Consider the following 16312-nt stretch of genomic DNA (forward strand, 5'->3'; position numbering starts at 1 on the left):
CCGCCACGCGTGTAAACCATCTTTCCAGTCCCTTTGGGACTTTTCAGTGAGGTTTACCATGCGCATCACTTCCGAACTTATCTGCCAGGCTGCCGACCAACTCCACGGGTTTGTTGGCCTCAACCGCAAGACCGGCCAGTACATCGTGCGTTTCAGCGAAGACGCCTTCGGCATGGACGTGGCCGATGACGGCATCATCCCCACCGCCGAATTCGTCTGGCTGCCGGCCCCGGAGCAGACCATGACCCTGTCCCGCGAGCGCATCCAGTTGCTGCTGGACCAGAACATCGACGACCGCATCAACATCACCGAGCCGTTGCGGGTGTATATGCGCCGGGTGGAGATACCGCAGATCAGCGCGTTGCGCAGTCTGGTGAGCTAGCTCGCTTCAAAACTGTAGGCCCGTTCGACTTTGCATACCCGGGTCTGGAAGGCCGAGTACCAAGTGGCGCGCCCCTGTTCGCGCACCGCCTGGTGCTCGGCCTGCTGCTTCCAGGCCAGGATGGCCGCTTCACTTTCCCAGTACGACACGGTGATGCCCAGGCCGTCTTCCCGTGCGGACTCCACGCCGATGAACCCCGGTTGTTCACGCGCCAGTTCCAGCATGCGACTGGCCGCCTGGCTATAGGCTTGATCGCCTTTGGTGCGCAGTGAACTGAAGATCACCGCATAGTAGGGCGGCGAAGGTGTGCGGGCGATCATGCAGACACCGCCTGGCAAGCCTTGAGCAGGGCCATCGCCAAGGGCGGGGTAATGCCTGCCAGGGCGGTACGTTCGGGCTGGAACAGGGTGGCGACGAAGAACGGGTGGTCGAGCAGTTCCACCGCGCGCAGGTCGCCTGCGCAATCGTGGCCGCTGGGGATCAGGTCGCCTTCGAGCAAGGCACCGAGGAACTCGGGGTTCACGCCATAACGGCAGCGATAACCTTCTTGCACATCCAGGGTGCCATAGGCTTCGGCGATCCGGGTGTAGGGCGCCAGGCGCACGGTGTCGGTGGCTTCCACCAGGGCGCAGCTCAGCGGTGCGATCACGGCGCGCTTGGCGTGTGGCGCGAGTTCGCCATGTTCGGCATCCTTCCAGCCCAGGACATTGCGTGCGTATTCCAGCACGGCATGCTGAAAACCGCCGCACGTGCCGAGGAACGGTCGGCGTTGCTCGCGAGCAAATCGGATCGCCCGCATAGCGCCTTCGGTGTCGCGGTAGGGGCTGGCGGGGACGCACCAGAAACCGTCGAAGTCATGCAGTGATTGGGGCAGGTTATCGGTATCGAGCCACTGCACATGAACGCTCAGGCCGAGGGTCTCGGCCGCCTGTTGCAACGCCACAGGGATGGCCTGGTGAGCGATGACATCGGGGTTGTAATCGCCGATCAGAGCGAGGTGCAGAGGCGTGGTTTTCATCGTGTTCATCCCATGGCTTGTGGAGTCCTGGGGCGCACTATAGATTGGCGTTAACGCAATCAATATGGGCGTTTTGACACATGGTTAATGCGGTGGCGCACTATTCAATCGACTACCCAGACTTATCGTTGATCCTCGCCCTGGTGCGCGGCGGCACACTCGCACGGGCGGCCGCGTTGTTGCGGGTGGACGTATCCACGGTGTTCCGCGCGGTGCGGCGCCTAGAGGCGGCGCTGGGCCAGACGTTGTTCGAAAAAAGCCGCGCCGGCTACCTGCCCACCAGCCTGGCAAGCCATCTGGCGCAGCAGGCGGAACGCGCCGAGCAGGCGCTGGAGGCCGCGCGCATTGGTGTGGAGCAGGGCGGTGAAGTGATCAGCGGCACGGTGCGCCTGACCTGTACCGACTCGGTGCTGCAAGGCTTGCTGTTGCCAGCCTTGGCGAAGTTCATGCCGCAGTATCCGGCGTTGACCCTGGAACTGAGTACGTCGAATGATTTCGCCAACCTCAGCCGCCGCGACGCGGATATCGCCCTGCGCCTGACCCGCACGCCGCCGGAGCATCTGGTGGGCCGGCGCCTGGGCAATGTGGCGTATCAGGTGTGCGCCAGTCCGGGTTTCGCCCAACTGCACGAAAGCCGCGAGCTGGCAGACCTGCCCTGGATTGCCCCGGATGACTTCCTGCCTGATCACCCCACCGTCGTTTGGCGCCGCGGGCACCTGCCCGGCGTGCGTCCCAGTTATCGCTGCAACAGTATGTTGTCGGTCACCGAACTGGTGCGCGCAGGGTTGGGAGTGGCGGCGTTGCCGGACTTTCTATTGGGCAACGGCTTGCAACCGCTGGGCCCCGCATTGGCGGGGCACGACACGGCGTTATGGTTGCTCACACGCCCCGATTGTCGAGCATTGCGCTCGGTGGTGACGCTGTTTGACGAGCTGGGGCGACACCTGCGGTTACCTTAGGTTTTTCGCACAAAGTGCTCGTGCATTTCGCTAGTCAGGCTTTCGATGTGTTCTGTCAGCTGCTTGGTCATTTCCGTCAGCCGGGTGTTTTGTTCGAGCAGTTCCAGCAACTGTTTGGTGGTTTGCGCAGCCTGGGCCTGGCGCTCGGTGTTGGCTATGGCCAGGGCTTCGCGGTGTTGCGCGTCGGCATCTGACTGCGCTTTGTCGCGAGCCGCCTGGCGGGTCTGGGCCAGCAGGATCAGCGGCGCGGCATAGGCTGATTGCAGGCTGAACGCCAGGTTGAGCAGGATGAACGGGTACACGTCGAAGTGCGTGACGCCGGTCATGTTCAGCACCACCCACAACACTACGATGGCGGTTTGTGCGCCGAGGAAGGTGGGGGTGCCGAAGAACCGGGCGAAGGCTTCGGCCTTGAGGGCAAAGGTGTCGTTGCCAAAGGTCGGCGCCAGGTGGGCATGAGGGCGGTGGAAACGCAGGTGGTCGACGGGAGCGGTTTCGGTCTTTTCTGGGGTCATGGCAGGCTCGGATCATGTGCTTGAAGACAAGCAAGCACTATAGACCGAGCCCCCAGTGCCCCGTATGAAGATCGGGTCAGTTACCACCGCGCTCATTGGCGAATGCACTCACCGCCTGCACGGCCTCGCTGGTGCCTTCGCGGATCTGCAGGATCACTGTGCCGGCGCGGTTGGCCAGGTCGACCCCTTGCGCGGCGCGGTCCCGGGTGCCGTCCATGCTGTGGATGGCCTGGCGGGTTTCCTCCTGGATCATCGCGATCATGCTGGAGATTTCCGCCGTGGAGCCACTGGTGCGCGCTGCCAGTTGCCTTACTTCATCGGCCACCACGGCAAACCCGCGACCTTGTTCGCCGGCACGTGCGGCCTCGATGGCGGCGTTGAGGGCCAGCAGGTTGGTCTGGTCGGCGATGCCGCGAATGGTGTTGACGATGGCGGTGATCTGCTGCGAACGCTCGCCCAGCTTGGCGATCAGCTGCGAGGAGCCGTCGATATTCGCCGCAATGTCGCGCATGCCGCTGGCCGTTTGCTGAATCACTTCGGCGCCTTTTTCGGCGATATCCCGGGTGTTCAGGGAGATGTGGTACGCCTGGGCCGCGCTGGCGGCGTCGGCGGTGTGTTGTTGCACCATGGCGGTCACGTCCGAGGCGAACTTCACCACTTTGCACAGGCGCCCGCCGGCGTCGTACACGGGGTTATAGTTGGCTTCCAGCCACACCGTCTGGCCGTTCTTGTCCACCCGTTCGAACTGCCCGCTGAACATTTCGCCTTGGTTCAAGCGCTTCCAGAAGTCGCTGTAGGTCGCGCTATTGGCCAGCTCTGCGGTGCAGAACATACGGTGATGCTGGCCCTCGATCTGCGCCAGTGTGTAACCCATGCGCTGCAGGAAGTTTGCGTTGGCCGTGATGATAGTGCCATCAAGGTTGAACTCGATCACCGCCATGGCACGGCCGATGGCGGCCAGTTTGGCATTGGCTTCGCTTTCGGCTTGCAGGCGCGGGGTGACGTCCATGGCGTACTTCACCACTTTGGTCACCTGGCCCGCGTCATCACGTACTGGGTTGTAGCTGGCTTCCAGCCAAACCGACTGGCCATCGCCCGCCACCCGTTCAAAGGTGCCTGACTGGAACTGGCCATTGCGCAGGTTCGACCACAACTGGTTGTACTCGGCGCTGCGGGCGAACGCCGGGGTGCAGAACATACGGTGCGATTGGCCTTCGACCTGCTCGGCGCGGTAGCCCATGGTCTGGAGGAAGTTGGCATTGGCACGCAGCACAGTGCCGGACAGGTCGAATTCGATAACCGCCATGGAGCGCTCGATGGCGTCCAGCAGGCTGGCCTGTTGAGCGATGGTGTGTTGCAGGGCATTGATGGTTTTTTTGTGGGCGTTGAATAGCATGTTCGGGTGCTCGGGCAAGCAAGCGTCGGGAGTATCCATGTTTATGCGCCTGCCCCCGTAAGGCATGGGCCATACGGTTGACGTGCTCATTGCCAGCTTCCTTGTGCCAGCAGCGGGGGTGGAACAACGGGTTCAGAGTCGTGCGATGCGTCGGAAGTTCGGCCTCAGGGCAGGCACTTTTATGGAAGGCGACCAATGGCGGCATTATGCTATCGCCTAGGCCGTGGGTAGGAAAAATCAGACGAGGTGTCGTATGACAACCTCAGGCGGAATGAGCGACCACTTCTTCGCTGATGTTGACCCGGTTACGTCCGGTGTCCTTGGCGGCATATAGCGCCCGGTCCGCCGCATTCAGCCACATGGCGGCGTCGGTGAAGAAGGGTTGGAAATCAGCCAGGCCGATGCTCAGGCTCACGCGCAACTCAGGGATCTGCGGGTTGCGGTAATTGCTGAAGGTCTCGCGCATGCGTTCCATAACCTGCGCGGCCTGTTCCAGTGGCATTTGCGGAAGAATCACACAGAACTCATCGCCGCCATACCGTCCAGCCAGGTCGTTTTCCCGCAGGTGTCGCCGTAACTCCAGGCTCAACTGCCGTAGGACCGCGTCGCCGACAATATGACCGTGGGTGTCATTGATCTGCTTGAAGTGATCGATATCGATCAGGGCGATGGTGGCGTGGCTTTGCTGCAGCTGGCACTTGTGGAACTTGAGGTGCAGCAGGTCTTTCCATGAGCCATGGTTAAGCAGGCCGGTGAGGCTGTCGATGCGGCTCAAGGCGCTGAGGGCGCGTTTGTGTTCGGACAGTTTGATTGCCAGTTGAAAGCAGACCATGCCAATAGCCATGGGGTAGAGCGTCAACATCGGCAAACAGGCATAGACCTGAACCAGGCTGACCGAAGGGTTGAACTGCAAGCCGAACACTGCTGCCCCCACGACGGCGCCCAGCACTTGAGCCAATGCGCCACGTATCAGCAGGCGTTTGCCACCGGCGGCGACGTTATTCATGGCGACCATCGACAGCAGGGTCACGGTGGTCAGCGGCGTGAACTGCAGCGTGGCGGCCCAAAACCCGCTGAACACGGCGTCATACAACAGGTTGCGCTGTTCGGCGTCGTAGGGGAATTTGGAGTGGGTTGCCAGCTGATACGCCAGGTGCGGCCAGACGAAACCGTTGACCAGCAATAACGCCCATAACCAGTCTGGTTTACCTAAGGGGTACAGGGCCGCTATCACGCTGACGCAGCACATGGCCGTGCCGATGATCCTTGGCTTGTAGATACGCCTGGCAAAGGAAAGCCCCTTGCCTTGTCTGTTTTCCATAAATTCCTGGTTCAGCTCTTTTTGCAGATACGACGACACACGTTCGCAGGGTTAACCGTTGATCGGATAATACCGGCGAATATTGTCAGTTATTCGCGTGGGAATAATCAGTGTCCTTCCAGGCCATTTGCGCAAAACAGAGGGCGAATGCGTCAAAAACGACCCGGAATGTCGTTCGCACAACCGGCTTTTACGGCGTGACCTCATAACCGGCCAGGAACAGGTCGATGGCCGACTCGATAACGCTGGCCTGACTGGCGGGGTCCAGGACCGGTTGGCCCAAGGTAATCTGCGGCCAGAAGGCAAACGCCTTGAGCAGGCTTTGAATCTGGTGGGCGGCAAACGCCGGGTCGCTGCAGTTGAGCCGGCCATCTTCCTGGGCTGCGCGTACCCATTGGGTAAAACCTTCTTCGCGTTTGCTCAGGCGGGTGACCATATCCTGTGCGCGCTCCGGCGAATGGATGGTGGCGGCGATGGCGACCCGGGCCAGGTCGAGGAAATTGGCATCCGCCATCATCTTCATCTTGGCTTCCAACAAGCCGCGCAATTGCTCGCGCAGCGGGCGATCGCTGGCGTAGCTGACGTCAAGCTGCGCAACGCTGCTGGCCCAGAGTTGATGGAGAATTTCGGCGAACAACTCTTCCTTGCTGGGGAAGTGGTTGTACACCGTGCGTTTGGAAACACTGGCGGTAGCGGCGATCTTGTCCATGCTGGTGACCTCGAAACCGTTCTCGCGAAATTCAGCGATGGCTGCGGCCACGATGGCTTCGCGCTTACGGTCGGTGAGGCGTTGTGGGGCAGTCATGGAGGGCGCTCGGCTGGTCAAGGAAAGTTACACTCGGTAGTTTACTTGCTGTGTATTTTGTTGCAATCTTGAAACTACACTGTGCAGTGTAATTTTAGAGCGGTCTGTAGGAGTCACCTGTAAATGGCCACGATTTCGTCCCGTGTCGATTCTTCGCCGGCAGCGCCCAAGCAAGACCTGGGGCACTTCAGCAACGAGGCGCCCGTGCAGCAGGGTGGCTTGGGCAAGACCTTGCGTATTTTCTGGAACATGCTGTTCAACAAGCCGCGCAGCACGCGGCCGGTGGGGCAGATTCCGGTACAACCGCTGAGCCGTGAGCAGTTGCTGGCGGCGCCTGATCACAGCGTGTTCCGCCTCGGGCATTCCACCGTCTTACTGAAAATGCGCGGCAAATTCTGGGTGACCGATCCGGTATTCGCCGAGCGTGCGTCGCCGTTCAGTTGGGCCGGCCCCAAGCGTTTCCATCAGCCGCCGATCAGTCTTGAAGAGCTGCCGCCGCTAGAGGCAGTGATTCTTTCCCACAACCACTACGACCATCTTGACCGCAAGGCTGTCGTCCAATTGGCCGATAAGACCCGCTATTTTCTCGCGCCGCTGGGCGTCGGGGACATTCTGGTGAAATGGGGCGTGGACGCCAGCAAAGTGCGCCAGCTGGATTGGTGGCAGGGCACTGAGGTGGATGGCATTCGGTTTGTTGCCACGCCAGCGCAGCATTTTTCCGGGCGCGGCCTGTTTGATGCCAATCAGACCTTGTGGTGTTCCTGGGTGATGATCGATGGTGCCCGGCGGATTTTTTTCAGCGGTGATACCGGTTATTTCGACGGCTTCAAGCGCATCGGCGAACAGTACGGCCCGTTTGACCTGACGCTGATGGAAACAGGTGCTTACAACGTCGATTGGCCGCACGTGCACATGCAACCTGAGCAAACCCTGCAAGCGCATATCGATCTCAAAGGCCGCTGGTTGCTGCCGATTCACAACGGCACCTTCGACCTGGCTTTCCATGCCTGGCACGAACCGTTCGACCGCATCATGGCCTTGGCCTGGGAGCGCAACGTGTTTATCACCACGCCGCAGATGGGGCAGGCGTTCAGCTTGAACCAGCCCGAGCGTGGGTATGCGTGGTGGCTGGAAGTGGAAAATCAAGGTGCAGAGGAGCGCCTCGCCAGCTGAAGGACAAGGCGTCGGAAAAAGGAGTTTTCAAGCTGTTTCAGAGCTGCGACAGACGCCAGTCAACGGTGCGATGATCCCCGGAAAGTCATTTTTCGGGGACGGTTTTTATGGAGAGTAAGTGTCAGAAATATTGGCAGGCGGGTCTGGCTTGCCCGACGGGCCAACCTGCTTCAGTGCTCGCTGAAGTGTCTGGCCTGGCGACTACGCTCAACGAGCAAGTGAATCCGCGAGGTATCGCTTTTGGCGTCGAGCCGCTGGCTCGTGACAACCCTGGGCGAAGCGTCCCGATTCCTGGATATGACGCGCCAAGTCTTCCCCTGAAACCCTCGCGGGACCCGTCGCTGTCACTGATTGCCTTGAGTGGAGTTGATCCTTCTGGGCCGGTGATGGTGGAAGTCCCCCTGGTGGAAAACAACACGACCTTCACGGCGGATCACGCGCTTGGCGGCAGACGCGTGGGGTTTGCCGAGAGGTTCGTGGAGGGTAGCCAACATGAGCAGATCGAGCACCACCCCTCTTTCCTGAGAGCCTTGGATGTCTTGCGCCGGTCTGGAACCGAGCTGGTACCGGTGCCTGCGCACCGGGCCAACCACACCCTGCATTCGCGCAACGAAATCGACGAGCTGGTACGGGCATTCCGCCTGGACGCCCTGGTTTCCGACAGCCGCAGCAGCGCATTCCACGGGGCGTGCTGGAGTGGATACCCAGGGTTTGGTGAGCCCCTTGGGGATGGGGCGACGCTGTGGTTCTACGGTGCACGATGGGCCAAGGATTGGTTTCCTGCTCTGGTGCAGGGGTATCGAAGCGCCCGTCGCGCGGCGGATTTGCAGGATGAACCACCCACTGCGTTGAACTATCCCACACGCTGAATCGCCTGCGTCGCGCTGCCCGGTAGGAGTGGAGTTTTTAGACTGGGCCATGGATCAACGTTGGTCCTTCTTCATTTCTTACTCCCCAGGAGGTCGTATGTTAGGTATCGCGTATGGGATGGGCTCCATGGTCCGGCAAGTCGTACAGTCGTTTGCCGGAGACTACTCACCCGCTGTTTCAACACCCGTGCCCGCTGGCACTGAGTACCTGAGTGTCAAAGAGCTTGGCGCGCAAATGGCCCAGTCGGGCGGACTTACCTCAGCCAGTCTGGTCGCTTACCTGCAGGAGCGGATCCGCAGGTTGGATCCGCAACTCAGCTCCGTCATAGAACTCAACCCCAAGGCACTTGAGACCGCGCTCGAGTTGGACCGTGAGCGAGCCAGCGGCAAGGTGCGCGGGCCCCTGCATGGCATCCCCGTCTTGCTCAAGGACACGATCGAAACCGAAAATATGCAAACCAGTGCCGGTGCGTTTGGGTTGGTCGGTGCTGCGGCCGGCAAGAATGCCCCGTTGGTGGATTACCTGATCAAGCAGGGCGCGGTGATCCTCGGTAAAACCAATATGACCGAAATGGCGGGGTTCCGTGGAGGTCCGGATGGCTGGAGCAGTCGGGGCGGGCAGACCCGAAATCCTCATCAATCAGATGCCGATGTTGGGGGGTCCAGCTCGGGTTCTGCCGCTGCTGTTGCAGCCGGGTTGGCGCCCCTGGCGGTGGGGGCCGAAACCAACGGTTCGATCATTGTGCCGGCAGCACGCAACGGTATTGTCGGGCTCAAGCCCACTGTCGGCCTGTTGGACCGCAACGGGATTATTCCCGCGAGCCATCACCAGGACACACCGGGCCCGATGACGCGTTCGGTGTATGACGCTGCCCTGATGCTCAATGCCATGTCTGGCAGTGATCCTAAGGACCCGGCAAGTGCGGGAGCGCCTCAAGGTATCGATTACACGCAGTTGCTGGTTCCAAGCGCTTTGAGAGGCAAGCGTATCGGCTACCCCGCCACATTCTCCAAAGAGGGTGAAACCTTGCCTGTGGAGAACAGCGCGCAGTTCAATCGGACACTGGAAGTGCTTCGCGAGCAAGGCGCGGTGTTGGTGCCGGTCAACCTGCGGCTGGCTGATGCCTCGCGCTACGATGAGTTGCTGCTCTCGGATGTGAAAGAGGAGCTGAACACCTATCTGGGCAAACGTTCGGGGTTGCCGGTCAAATCGTTGACCGAGTTGATCCGGTTCAATGATCTACGTGACGGCAGTGAGACGGATCATCAGCCAGCGCTCAAGGAAATCAGCGCCTCAACCCTGACGCCAGAGGAACGCAAGCCACTTTGGGATGCGCTCATTCAGGATTTCAGAAACACGATCGATGACCCGATCAAGGCAGAAAACCTGGACGCGATGGTGTCGGATTTCGACACCAACAGTTACTTCGGTGTCGCAGCGGCTGGCTATCCTGGAATCGCCGTACCGTCTGGCGTAGATGAGGATGGCCTACCCACCAGTGCCTACTTTTTTGGTACCCAATGGACCGAACCCACCTTGCTGGCAGTGGCCCATGGGTATGAGCAGGCCGCTCAAGTAGCGGTTAAACCGGCGCTTTGATGCCATAGCGTGCTGCGGGGGAGCGATGCGACAGGTTGGGCCCCAGGGCCAGGCGTGCTGTTTCGTAGGCGTCCCAGTCGAGGCTGTCGGGCAACGACGGGATGGTCACCTTTTCGCCCTGGGCAAGGCCTGCCAGTGCTGCATCCACCAGATTTTCCGTGCTCATGACGATGGTATCGGGAAGGTTGTTCACGGGCAGCCCCGCAACATCCCAGAACTCGGTGGCGGTGGCGCCGGGCAGCACCACTTGAACACTGACCCCCTTGTCACTCAGCTCATGGTGGAGGGATTCGCTGAACGCCTGCACAAAAGCCTTGGTGCCGGCGTACACACCATTCAACAACCTAGGCGCGACCGCGACGATTGAGCCGATGTTGATCAGGGTGCCACGACCCTGGGCGACAAAGTTTGTCGCGGCGGCTTTTGCCAGGCGAGTGAGCGCGAGGACATTGAGCAGGATCATGGCGTCCATCTTGTCCGGGTCAGAGGCCAGCAATGACGCCGTCGCACCAACGCCGGCGTTGTTCACCAGCAGGCTGATGCGGCTGTCTTCAAGCAGAATCTGTTCTATGCGCGACAGGTCGGCAGGCAAGTTGAGATCGGCGGCCACTACCTGGATGTCCCGTTGGGTCTCGACTTTCAGTCGGGCCGCCAGTTGGTCGAGTCGTTGCTGATTGCGTGCCACCAGCATCAGGTCGTAACCCTGGCGAGCCAGGCGGTCGGCATACACGGCACCGATCCCGGACGAAGCGCCAGTGATCAGGGCATAACCTTTGGATTGAGTCATTGCAGTTGCTCCAGAAGGGCCGGGGAAGGGCGGCCTTGTTGGAGCCAAGATTATGGGTGTAATGTATTGGCTGCAATGTCGTATATCCCTCCTTTCAGGACATGAGGTTTCGCCATGGTATCCATCGGTATTCTGCTGTTTCCCGGGTTCCAGATGCTCAGCCTGGGCACCAGTACCGTGTTCGAATTCGCCAATTTCGAGTTGGACCAGCCGTTCTATCGCGTGGACCTGTTGTCGGAACACGGTGGGCCGATCAAAAGCTCCATGGGCTTTGCCATCGCTACCATGCCCTTCGGCCAACAGCACTACGACACATTGCTGGTGGTGGGAGACAACGAACTGCTGCAAGCCACACCCGGCATGCTCACTTATTTGCAGCAAGCCATGCTCACTTCGCGTCGTGTGACATCGGCCTGCACCGGCTCCTTTTATCTGGCCGCCGCCGGGTTGCTGGAGGGCCGCAAAGCGACGACCCATTGGTATCACGCCCACACCTTTCGTCAGGCCTACCCGAATGTACGGCTGGAGGAAGACCGGATCTTCACCGTCGATGGCCCGCTCTGGACCTCCGCCGGCCTGACCGCCGCCCTCGACCTGGCCCTGGCCTTGGTCGAGCATGACCTGGGTGTCGAGGTTGCACGTGCAGTAGCGCGTAAATTGGTGGTCTACCATCGCCGTGCAGGCGGCCAGTCGCAATTTTCCGCACTGTTGGAAATCGACCCCAAATCCGACCGCGTGCAAACCGCCCTGGTCTACGCCCGGCAGCACTTGCAGGACGATCTCTCAGTAGAGCAGTTGGCTGAAGTTGCGCACTTGAGCCCGCGCCAATTCAGCCGATTGTTCCGTGCCGAAACCGGCCAGTCTCCCGCCAAGGCTATCGAGCGGTTGCGCATCGAGGCAGCCCGCCTGCTGCTTGAATCTGGCGATCACTCCATCGACATCATCGCCCGCGAAACCGGCTTCGGCGACCCGGAACGCATGCGCCGCGCCTTCCTGAGGGCCTTTGGCCAACCGCCGCAGATGATGCGTCGGGCGCTGCAACTGCAGGCCTGAGGCTCTATGCACCACTAGGTTTAAGGGGGGCCGACGTTGAACCTATCAAGCGAGAGAGGATGCCTTGCGCTACAGGCTCCGGTTCTTCGGTGTCGAACCGGCGCGCACTCATCCCCCACCCCGGCGCAAACCCTGGGAAGAACACCAGCCCTTCAGCCTCCAACCGAAACGCCAAGGCCAGGCGGGTTTCATCACTCACGTCCTGTTGGTGTTCAAACTGTTGAACCGCTTCAACCGCCACACCGGCCTGGCAAGCCAGGTCTTCCCGGCTCCAGCCCAGCATCGCGCGGGCCTGAACGCTGTGCTTGGCGGTGAATTGATGCAGGACGATCTGCTGTTCTACGAAAGAGCTCATTGCCAGAGAGGACATGGGTTTTCTCCAGGTTCGACGGGGGAGGACAAACTATACTGTGTTTTTGTACAGTTGTTTTGACCGCTCATCAACTGGATTCTCGCGGACCCGCTATTCCACCCCTGGCGCCTCCCGAATGATCAGATGGTCCAGATTTTCGATGTTCGCGCTGAAGACCCCGAACGTTTGCTCGGGGTTCTTCTTGCTCGGCACCTGTTTCAGTTCCGGCGTCACCCCATAGAAGAAGCAGTACAACGCGCGCTCACTGTCCACTGCTGCCTTGATCTGCTCTAAAAATGCTTTGCGCTTGCGGTAGTTCTCGATGAGCTTTTTGCTCAAGTAAACGTTGACCGAGTAGGGCTTCTTGTCGAGCCACACCTTCTTTTCGAAGTCGATGCGAAAGCTGCTGGTGTAGTCCTTGATCGCCTTGATCTTGCCCCAGTAGATCAGGCCCTTGTTGTCCTGCAAGTACTCGATCTTCTTGAAAAACGTCCAGTAGGTTGCGGCGTGCTCACCAATCTTCAACGGCATGGACTTGAGTTTGTCCTTGTCGTCGATGTTAGACACGAAACATTCCACGGGGTGGGCGAACACGCTGGTTTTGTCTGGAGTGCTGTCACTGGCGCTGTGGGAGACATAGCTTCGATTTGAAGGCGCCTTCACGGGATCGTGTGAGATGTTTCCCTCTGCCCCGACAGGCGGGGTTTTGCGTTCGTACTGACGACGGGTGAGTACAAACTCCGATGGGAAATTGTCCTCACGCTCGTCGTCATTTTCACCTGTCGCAGTCTTGTGCGTGCTGGCGTAACGGCAACCGTCGATATGCCGGGTGCTGGTCTTGTTCTTGAAATGCGGCGTGCGCAGGTAATTGACGTTTTTGGCGTTGAAGGTGCTCAGTGCGTTGCCGGTATCAAACGCCGCGCGACACTCATCATTAGGGCAGAGGAAGCTGTCCTTGTCTGAGTCGAAGTCGGTTGTTTCGTCGAAATTCAGGTCTCGTACGTCGTAGATCGACAGCTTGTCATCGAGACTCAGGCTGTAAGCCGTGTCGAATTTCATGGGGCTCGGGTCCGTGAGAGGTTTCGCTATTAATAGCGGGATCTTGCGTAAATATCAGCAAGAACCTGCAACCCGTCGCCCGCTCAAGAAACACAGCGTTCCGCCCACCGCCGTCAACCCGGCCAGTGCATAAAACATCGTGGTCGGCGGTGAGTTGATCAATAGATAGCCACAAATCACCGGGCTCAGCGCGCCGCCAAAGGCCGCCAGGCTCTGTGCGCCGTAGTAACTGCCCCGCAGCGACTCGGGGGCGAGGGTGTCGATAAACAGGAACTCGGATGGGAAGATAATCATCTCGCCCAACGTAAACACGAACATCGCCACACACCACGACAGCAGGCTGTCAGCCTGGCTGAAGCCGATCAGTCCACCGATGAACAGCGCAGTGCCCAGCAGGATCCAGTAGCGCAATTGCTCGCGCTTGAGGAAGCGGCCGATCTGGTATTGCAGCAACATCACGGTAATGGCGTTACAAGCTAGGACCGCGGAAAGAATCTTCAGCGCATCATCCGGGTTGTGGATCACCAACAGAAATTGCGACAGGTACAAGGTGTAGCGGCCATGCACGATGGTGCTCAACAGGCTGCCGCCGGTGAACAGCACCAGGCTACGGTCGTTGCGCAGGGTCTTGAGGGTGCTGAGAAAACTCAAGGGTTTGCTGCTTTCATCACGCTGGGTGGGCGGGATGCCGATCATCAGGAACACGCTGATAAACGCAATGGCACTGGACAACATGAATGGCAACAGCGGCATCTGCCCGGCAATCACCACGCCGACCATAGGGCCCGTGGCATAGCCGATATTGGTGAGGGTGTAGCGCAGGGAAAACACCTTGGCGCGCTGCTCAACCGGCAGGTTCTCGCTGATGATCGCCTTGGAGCCGATCAGGAACAGCGCCGATGCCGACTCGGTAATCACCAGCGTCAAAGTGGTGAGGTAGAGGTTGGTGGCAAAGGTCAGCAACAGAAAACCGATGGAGCTGGAGAGCATCGCCAGGATCAGCAATTTGCGCTTTTCCATGCGGTCGATGACGTAGCCGCCGTACAGGCCCATCAAGGTGGCGGTGAACACCGCGATGCCCATCAGCAAGCCGATGTCCTGCTGGTCGAGGCCCAGGCGTCGGCTCAGCAGCAAGGTCATCAAGGGACTGGTCATGGCCCGGCTGATGACGATGGTCAGCGAGCAAATCATCAGGCGACGGATTACCAGGGAGTAGGTGGCCACGGCGGGGCGAGTGTCCTTATTATTTTTTCAACGCAACACACATCACAGGTGGAACGGGCTTCTGTGGCGAGGGAGCTTGCTCCCGTTTGACTGCGCAGCAGTCACCGGCTTTCAGGGGCGCTTCGCACCCCAACGCGAGCAAGCTCGCTCGCCACAAAAAGCGCTTCCCAATTACTGGCCGGAGTTAATGGTGATCTTCTCTACAGCACCTTGCTCCAGATCCCACTTCTTCAGGATCTTGCCGTACGTGCCGTCATCGATCATGCCCTGCAACACTTCACTGATCGCGGTGACCAGCTCAGTGTTGCTCTTCTCGATTCCCAGCCCCGTGAACTGCTTGGAAATCGCCAGGCCCACCGGCTTGTACTTGCCCTTATCCAACGACATTAAATAAGGAATGGTCTCGCTGCCCTGCATCGCCGCGTCCAACCGGTTCTGCTGCAACTGTGCCCGCGCATCCGCCGAACCTTCGGTGCCGATCACCACGATCGCCGGCTTACCCGCCGCCTCGCAGTTTTCCTTGCTCCATGCGGCAATTTCCGACGGCCAGGTGGTACGGCGGCTGGTGCCGACTTTTTTACCGCACAGGTCTGTCAATTCCTTGAGGTCTTCACGCTTGGCCAGCGTGTAGAGCTGCGGGCCGCTGGTGAAGTAGTCGATGAAGGTCACGGCCTTCTGGCGTTCGGCGGTGTCGGACATGCCCGACAGCACGATGTCCACGCGCTTGGTGGTCAAGCCGCTGAGCATCTGCTCGAAGCCGGTTTCCTGCCACTTGATCTTCACGCCCAGGCGCTCGGCCAGGGCGTTGCCCAGGTCAAAGTCCAGGCCGGTGATCTTGTTGGTGGCCGGGTCCTTGAAATCCATCGGCGGATAGTTCGGCACGATGGCCGCGCTGATCTCGCCCTTGTCCTTGATTGCCGCCGGCAATGCCGCGAAAACAGCGGAGGAGGCCATCAGGCCTGCAAGCAACGTTGGGATAAACAATTTTTTCATGGGGGCGTTCTCGTTTGTTTTTTAGTTAAGTGCGAACGGCAGAAATAAAGCTTTGGGTACGCGGGTTTTGTGGGCTTATTAGAATTTCTTCCGGGCTGCCGGCTTCCACAATTTGGCCGGCATCCATAAACACCATGCGGTTGGAGACTTCGCGGGCAAAGCCCAACTCATGGGTGACCACGATCATGGTCATGCCGGTGGTGGCCAGGTCGCGCATCACCGACAGCACTTCGCCTACCAACTCCGGGTCGAGGGCTGACGTGGGTTCGTCGAATAACATCAACTTGGGGCGCATGGCCAACGCGCGGGCAATCGCTACCCGCTGTTGCTGGCCGCCGGACAACTCCACCGGGTAGGCATTGCGCTTGTCCGCCAGGCCCACGCGGGCCAGCAGTTCCAACGCATCTTCGATAGCTTCCTTGGGCGAGCGCTTGAGCACCTGGCAGGGGCCTTCGATGATGTTCTGCAATACGGTCATGTGCGGGAACAAATTGAAGCGCTGGAACACCATGCCAGTGGCCAAACGCTGGCGGGCAATCTGTGATTCATTCATCTCATGCAGCTTGTTGCCGACGACGCGGTAACCCACCAGTTCGCCGTCGACCCACAGGCCGCCCTTGTCGATTTTTTCCAGTTGGTTGACGCAACGCAGCAGGGTGCTTTTACCGGACCCCGACGGGCCGATGATGCACATCACTTCGCCTTGCTCGACCTCGATATTGATGTCGCGCAGCGCGTGATACTGGTCGTAATACTTGTTCAGGTTGACGGCCTTGACGATGCTTCTCATGGGGCAAATCTCCTCA

The 16312-nt window shown here is 59.7% G+C and carries 18 protein-coding genes and 1 pseudogene; 6 read left to right on the forward strand and 13 right to left on the reverse strand.

Annotation, left to right across the window (positions count from 1 at the left end; genetic code table 11):
• Window positions 1–58: 58 nt before the first annotated feature.
• Entirely contained in the window at window positions 59–382 is a 324-nt protein-coding gene (locus tag HX823_RS02175) for a DUF2025 family protein (RefSeq protein ID WP_033896266.1), read from the forward strand.
• On the opposite strand, the gene HX823_RS02180 is transcribed toward HX823_RS02175, so the two are convergent.
• Complete coding sequence (locus tag HX823_RS02180) at window positions 379–702, reverse strand: antibiotic biosynthesis monooxygenase (RefSeq protein ID WP_177074022.1); 324 nt, start codon at window positions 700–702, stop codon at window positions 379–381. The genes HX823_RS02175 and HX823_RS02180 overlap by 4 nt on opposite strands.
• Window positions 699–1400 (reverse strand): CTP synthase, encoded by a 702-nt coding sequence (locus HX823_RS02185; RefSeq protein ID WP_177074023.1) that lies wholly within the window; start codon window positions 1398–1400, stop codon window positions 699–701. Before HX823_RS02185 ends, HX823_RS02180 begins: the two co-directional genes overlap by 4 nt.
• Before the next feature lie 80 nt (window positions 1401–1480).
• Here HX823_RS02185 and HX823_RS02190 point away from each other — a divergent pair, with 80 nt between their 5' ends.
• The gene (locus HX823_RS02190) at window positions 1481–2359 is read left to right on the forward strand and encodes a LysR family transcriptional regulator (protein WP_177074024.1); all 879 of its coding nucleotides are present in this window, start codon (window positions 1481–1483) and stop codon (window positions 2357–2359) included.
• On the opposite strand, the gene HX823_RS02195 is transcribed toward HX823_RS02190, so the two are convergent.
• The 5 genes and pseudogenes from HX823_RS02195 to HX823_RS02210 form a co-directional block, all read right to left on the reverse strand.
• Window positions 2356–2874: a DUF1003 domain-containing protein gene (locus tag HX823_RS02195; RefSeq protein WP_033896262.1), complete on the reverse strand. Its 519-nt coding sequence runs from the start codon at window positions 2872–2874 to the stop codon at window positions 2356–2358. The genes HX823_RS02190 and HX823_RS02195 overlap by 4 nt on opposite strands.
• A gap of 76 nt (window positions 2875–2950) precedes the next feature.
• Window positions 2951–3502, reverse strand: coding sequence for a methyl-accepting chemotaxis protein (locus tag HX823_RS32235; RefSeq protein WP_371317939.1), 552 nt, complete (start codon window positions 3500–3502; stop codon window positions 2951–2953).
• A pseudogene (locus HX823_RS32240) lies at window positions 3503–4360 on the reverse strand (PAS domain-containing protein); the annotation flags it as partial.
• A gap of 172 nt (window positions 4361–4532) precedes the next feature.
• Entirely contained in the window at window positions 4533–5591 is a 1059-nt protein-coding gene (locus tag HX823_RS02205) for a diguanylate cyclase (protein ID WP_177074025.1), read from the reverse strand.
• A 190-nt stretch (window positions 5592–5781) separates the two neighbouring features.
• A complete protein-coding gene (locus HX823_RS02210) occupies window positions 5782–6396 on the reverse strand; it encodes a TetR/AcrR family transcriptional regulator (RefSeq protein WP_038846750.1) in 615 nt (204 codons plus the stop codon).
• A gap of 123 nt (window positions 6397–6519) precedes the next feature.
• On the opposite strand from HX823_RS02210, the gene HX823_RS02215 reads away from it, so the two are divergent.
• The 3 genes from HX823_RS02215 to HX823_RS02225 all read left to right on the forward strand — a co-directional run bounded on the left by HX823_RS02215 (window position 6520) and on the right by HX823_RS02225 (window position 10038).
• Window positions 6520–7569 (forward strand): MBL fold metallo-hydrolase, encoded by a 1050-nt coding sequence (locus HX823_RS02215; protein ID WP_038846748.1) that lies wholly within the window; start codon window positions 6520–6522, stop codon window positions 7567–7569.
• A 107-nt stretch (window positions 7570–7676) separates the two neighbouring features.
• A complete protein-coding gene (locus HX823_RS31900) occupies window positions 7677–8438 on the forward strand; it encodes a hypothetical protein (RefSeq protein WP_256349947.1) in 762 nt (253 codons plus the stop codon).
• A gap of 97 nt (window positions 8439–8535) precedes the next feature.
• Window positions 8536–10038, forward strand: a complete 1503-nt coding sequence (locus HX823_RS02225) for an amidase family protein (RefSeq protein ID WP_177074026.1) — start codon at window positions 8536–8538, stop codon at window positions 10036–10038.
• Here the strand turns inward: HX823_RS02225 and HX823_RS02230 are convergent.
• Window positions 10022–10825: an SDR family oxidoreductase gene (locus HX823_RS02230; protein WP_177074027.1), complete on the reverse strand. Its 804-nt coding sequence runs from the start codon at window positions 10823–10825 to the stop codon at window positions 10022–10024. The two genes, HX823_RS02225 and HX823_RS02230, sit on opposite strands and share 17 nt — an antisense overlap.
• A gap of 114 nt (window positions 10826–10939) precedes the next feature.
• Here HX823_RS02230 and HX823_RS02235 point away from each other — a divergent pair, with 114 nt between their 5' ends.
• Entirely contained in the window at window positions 10940–11878 is a 939-nt protein-coding gene (locus HX823_RS02235) for a GlxA family transcriptional regulator (protein ID WP_033901940.1), read from the forward strand.
• Window positions 11879–11882: 4 nt separating this feature from the next.
• Here the strand turns inward: HX823_RS02235 and HX823_RS02240 are convergent, their stop codons facing one another.
• The 5 genes from HX823_RS02240 to HX823_RS02260 form a co-directional block, all read right to left on the reverse strand.
• Window positions 11883–12248 carry a helix-turn-helix transcriptional regulator gene (locus tag HX823_RS02240; RefSeq protein ID WP_177074028.1) on the reverse strand — a complete coding sequence of 122 codons (366 nt, stop codon included), beginning with the start codon at window positions 12246–12248 and terminating at the stop codon, window positions 11883–11885.
• Between the two features lie 93 nt (window positions 12249–12341).
• Window positions 12342–13289 (reverse strand): hypothetical protein, encoded by a 948-nt coding sequence (locus HX823_RS02245; RefSeq protein ID WP_177074029.1) that lies wholly within the window; start codon window positions 13287–13289, stop codon window positions 12342–12344.
• Window positions 13290–13343: 54 nt separating this feature from the next.
• Entirely contained in the window at window positions 13344–14513 is a 1170-nt protein-coding gene (locus tag HX823_RS02250) for an MFS transporter (RefSeq protein ID WP_177074030.1), read from the reverse strand.
• A 171-nt stretch (window positions 14514–14684) separates the two neighbouring features.
• On the reverse strand, window positions 14685–15506 hold the full coding sequence (locus HX823_RS02255; protein WP_038846737.1) for an ABC transporter substrate-binding protein: 822 nt from the start codon (window positions 15504–15506) through the stop codon (window positions 14685–14687).
• Between the two features lie 25 nt (window positions 15507–15531).
• Window positions 15532–16296, reverse strand: a complete 765-nt coding sequence (locus tag HX823_RS02260; RefSeq protein WP_010208290.1) for an amino acid ABC transporter ATP-binding protein — start codon at window positions 16294–16296, stop codon at window positions 15532–15534.
• Between the last annotated feature and the right edge of the window lie 16 nt (window positions 16297–16312).

The organism is Pseudomonas sp. P7759, assembly GCF_013386445.1.
GTDB lineage: Bacteria > Pseudomonadota > Gammaproteobacteria > Pseudomonadales > Pseudomonadaceae > Aquipseudomonas > Aquipseudomonas azotoformans_A.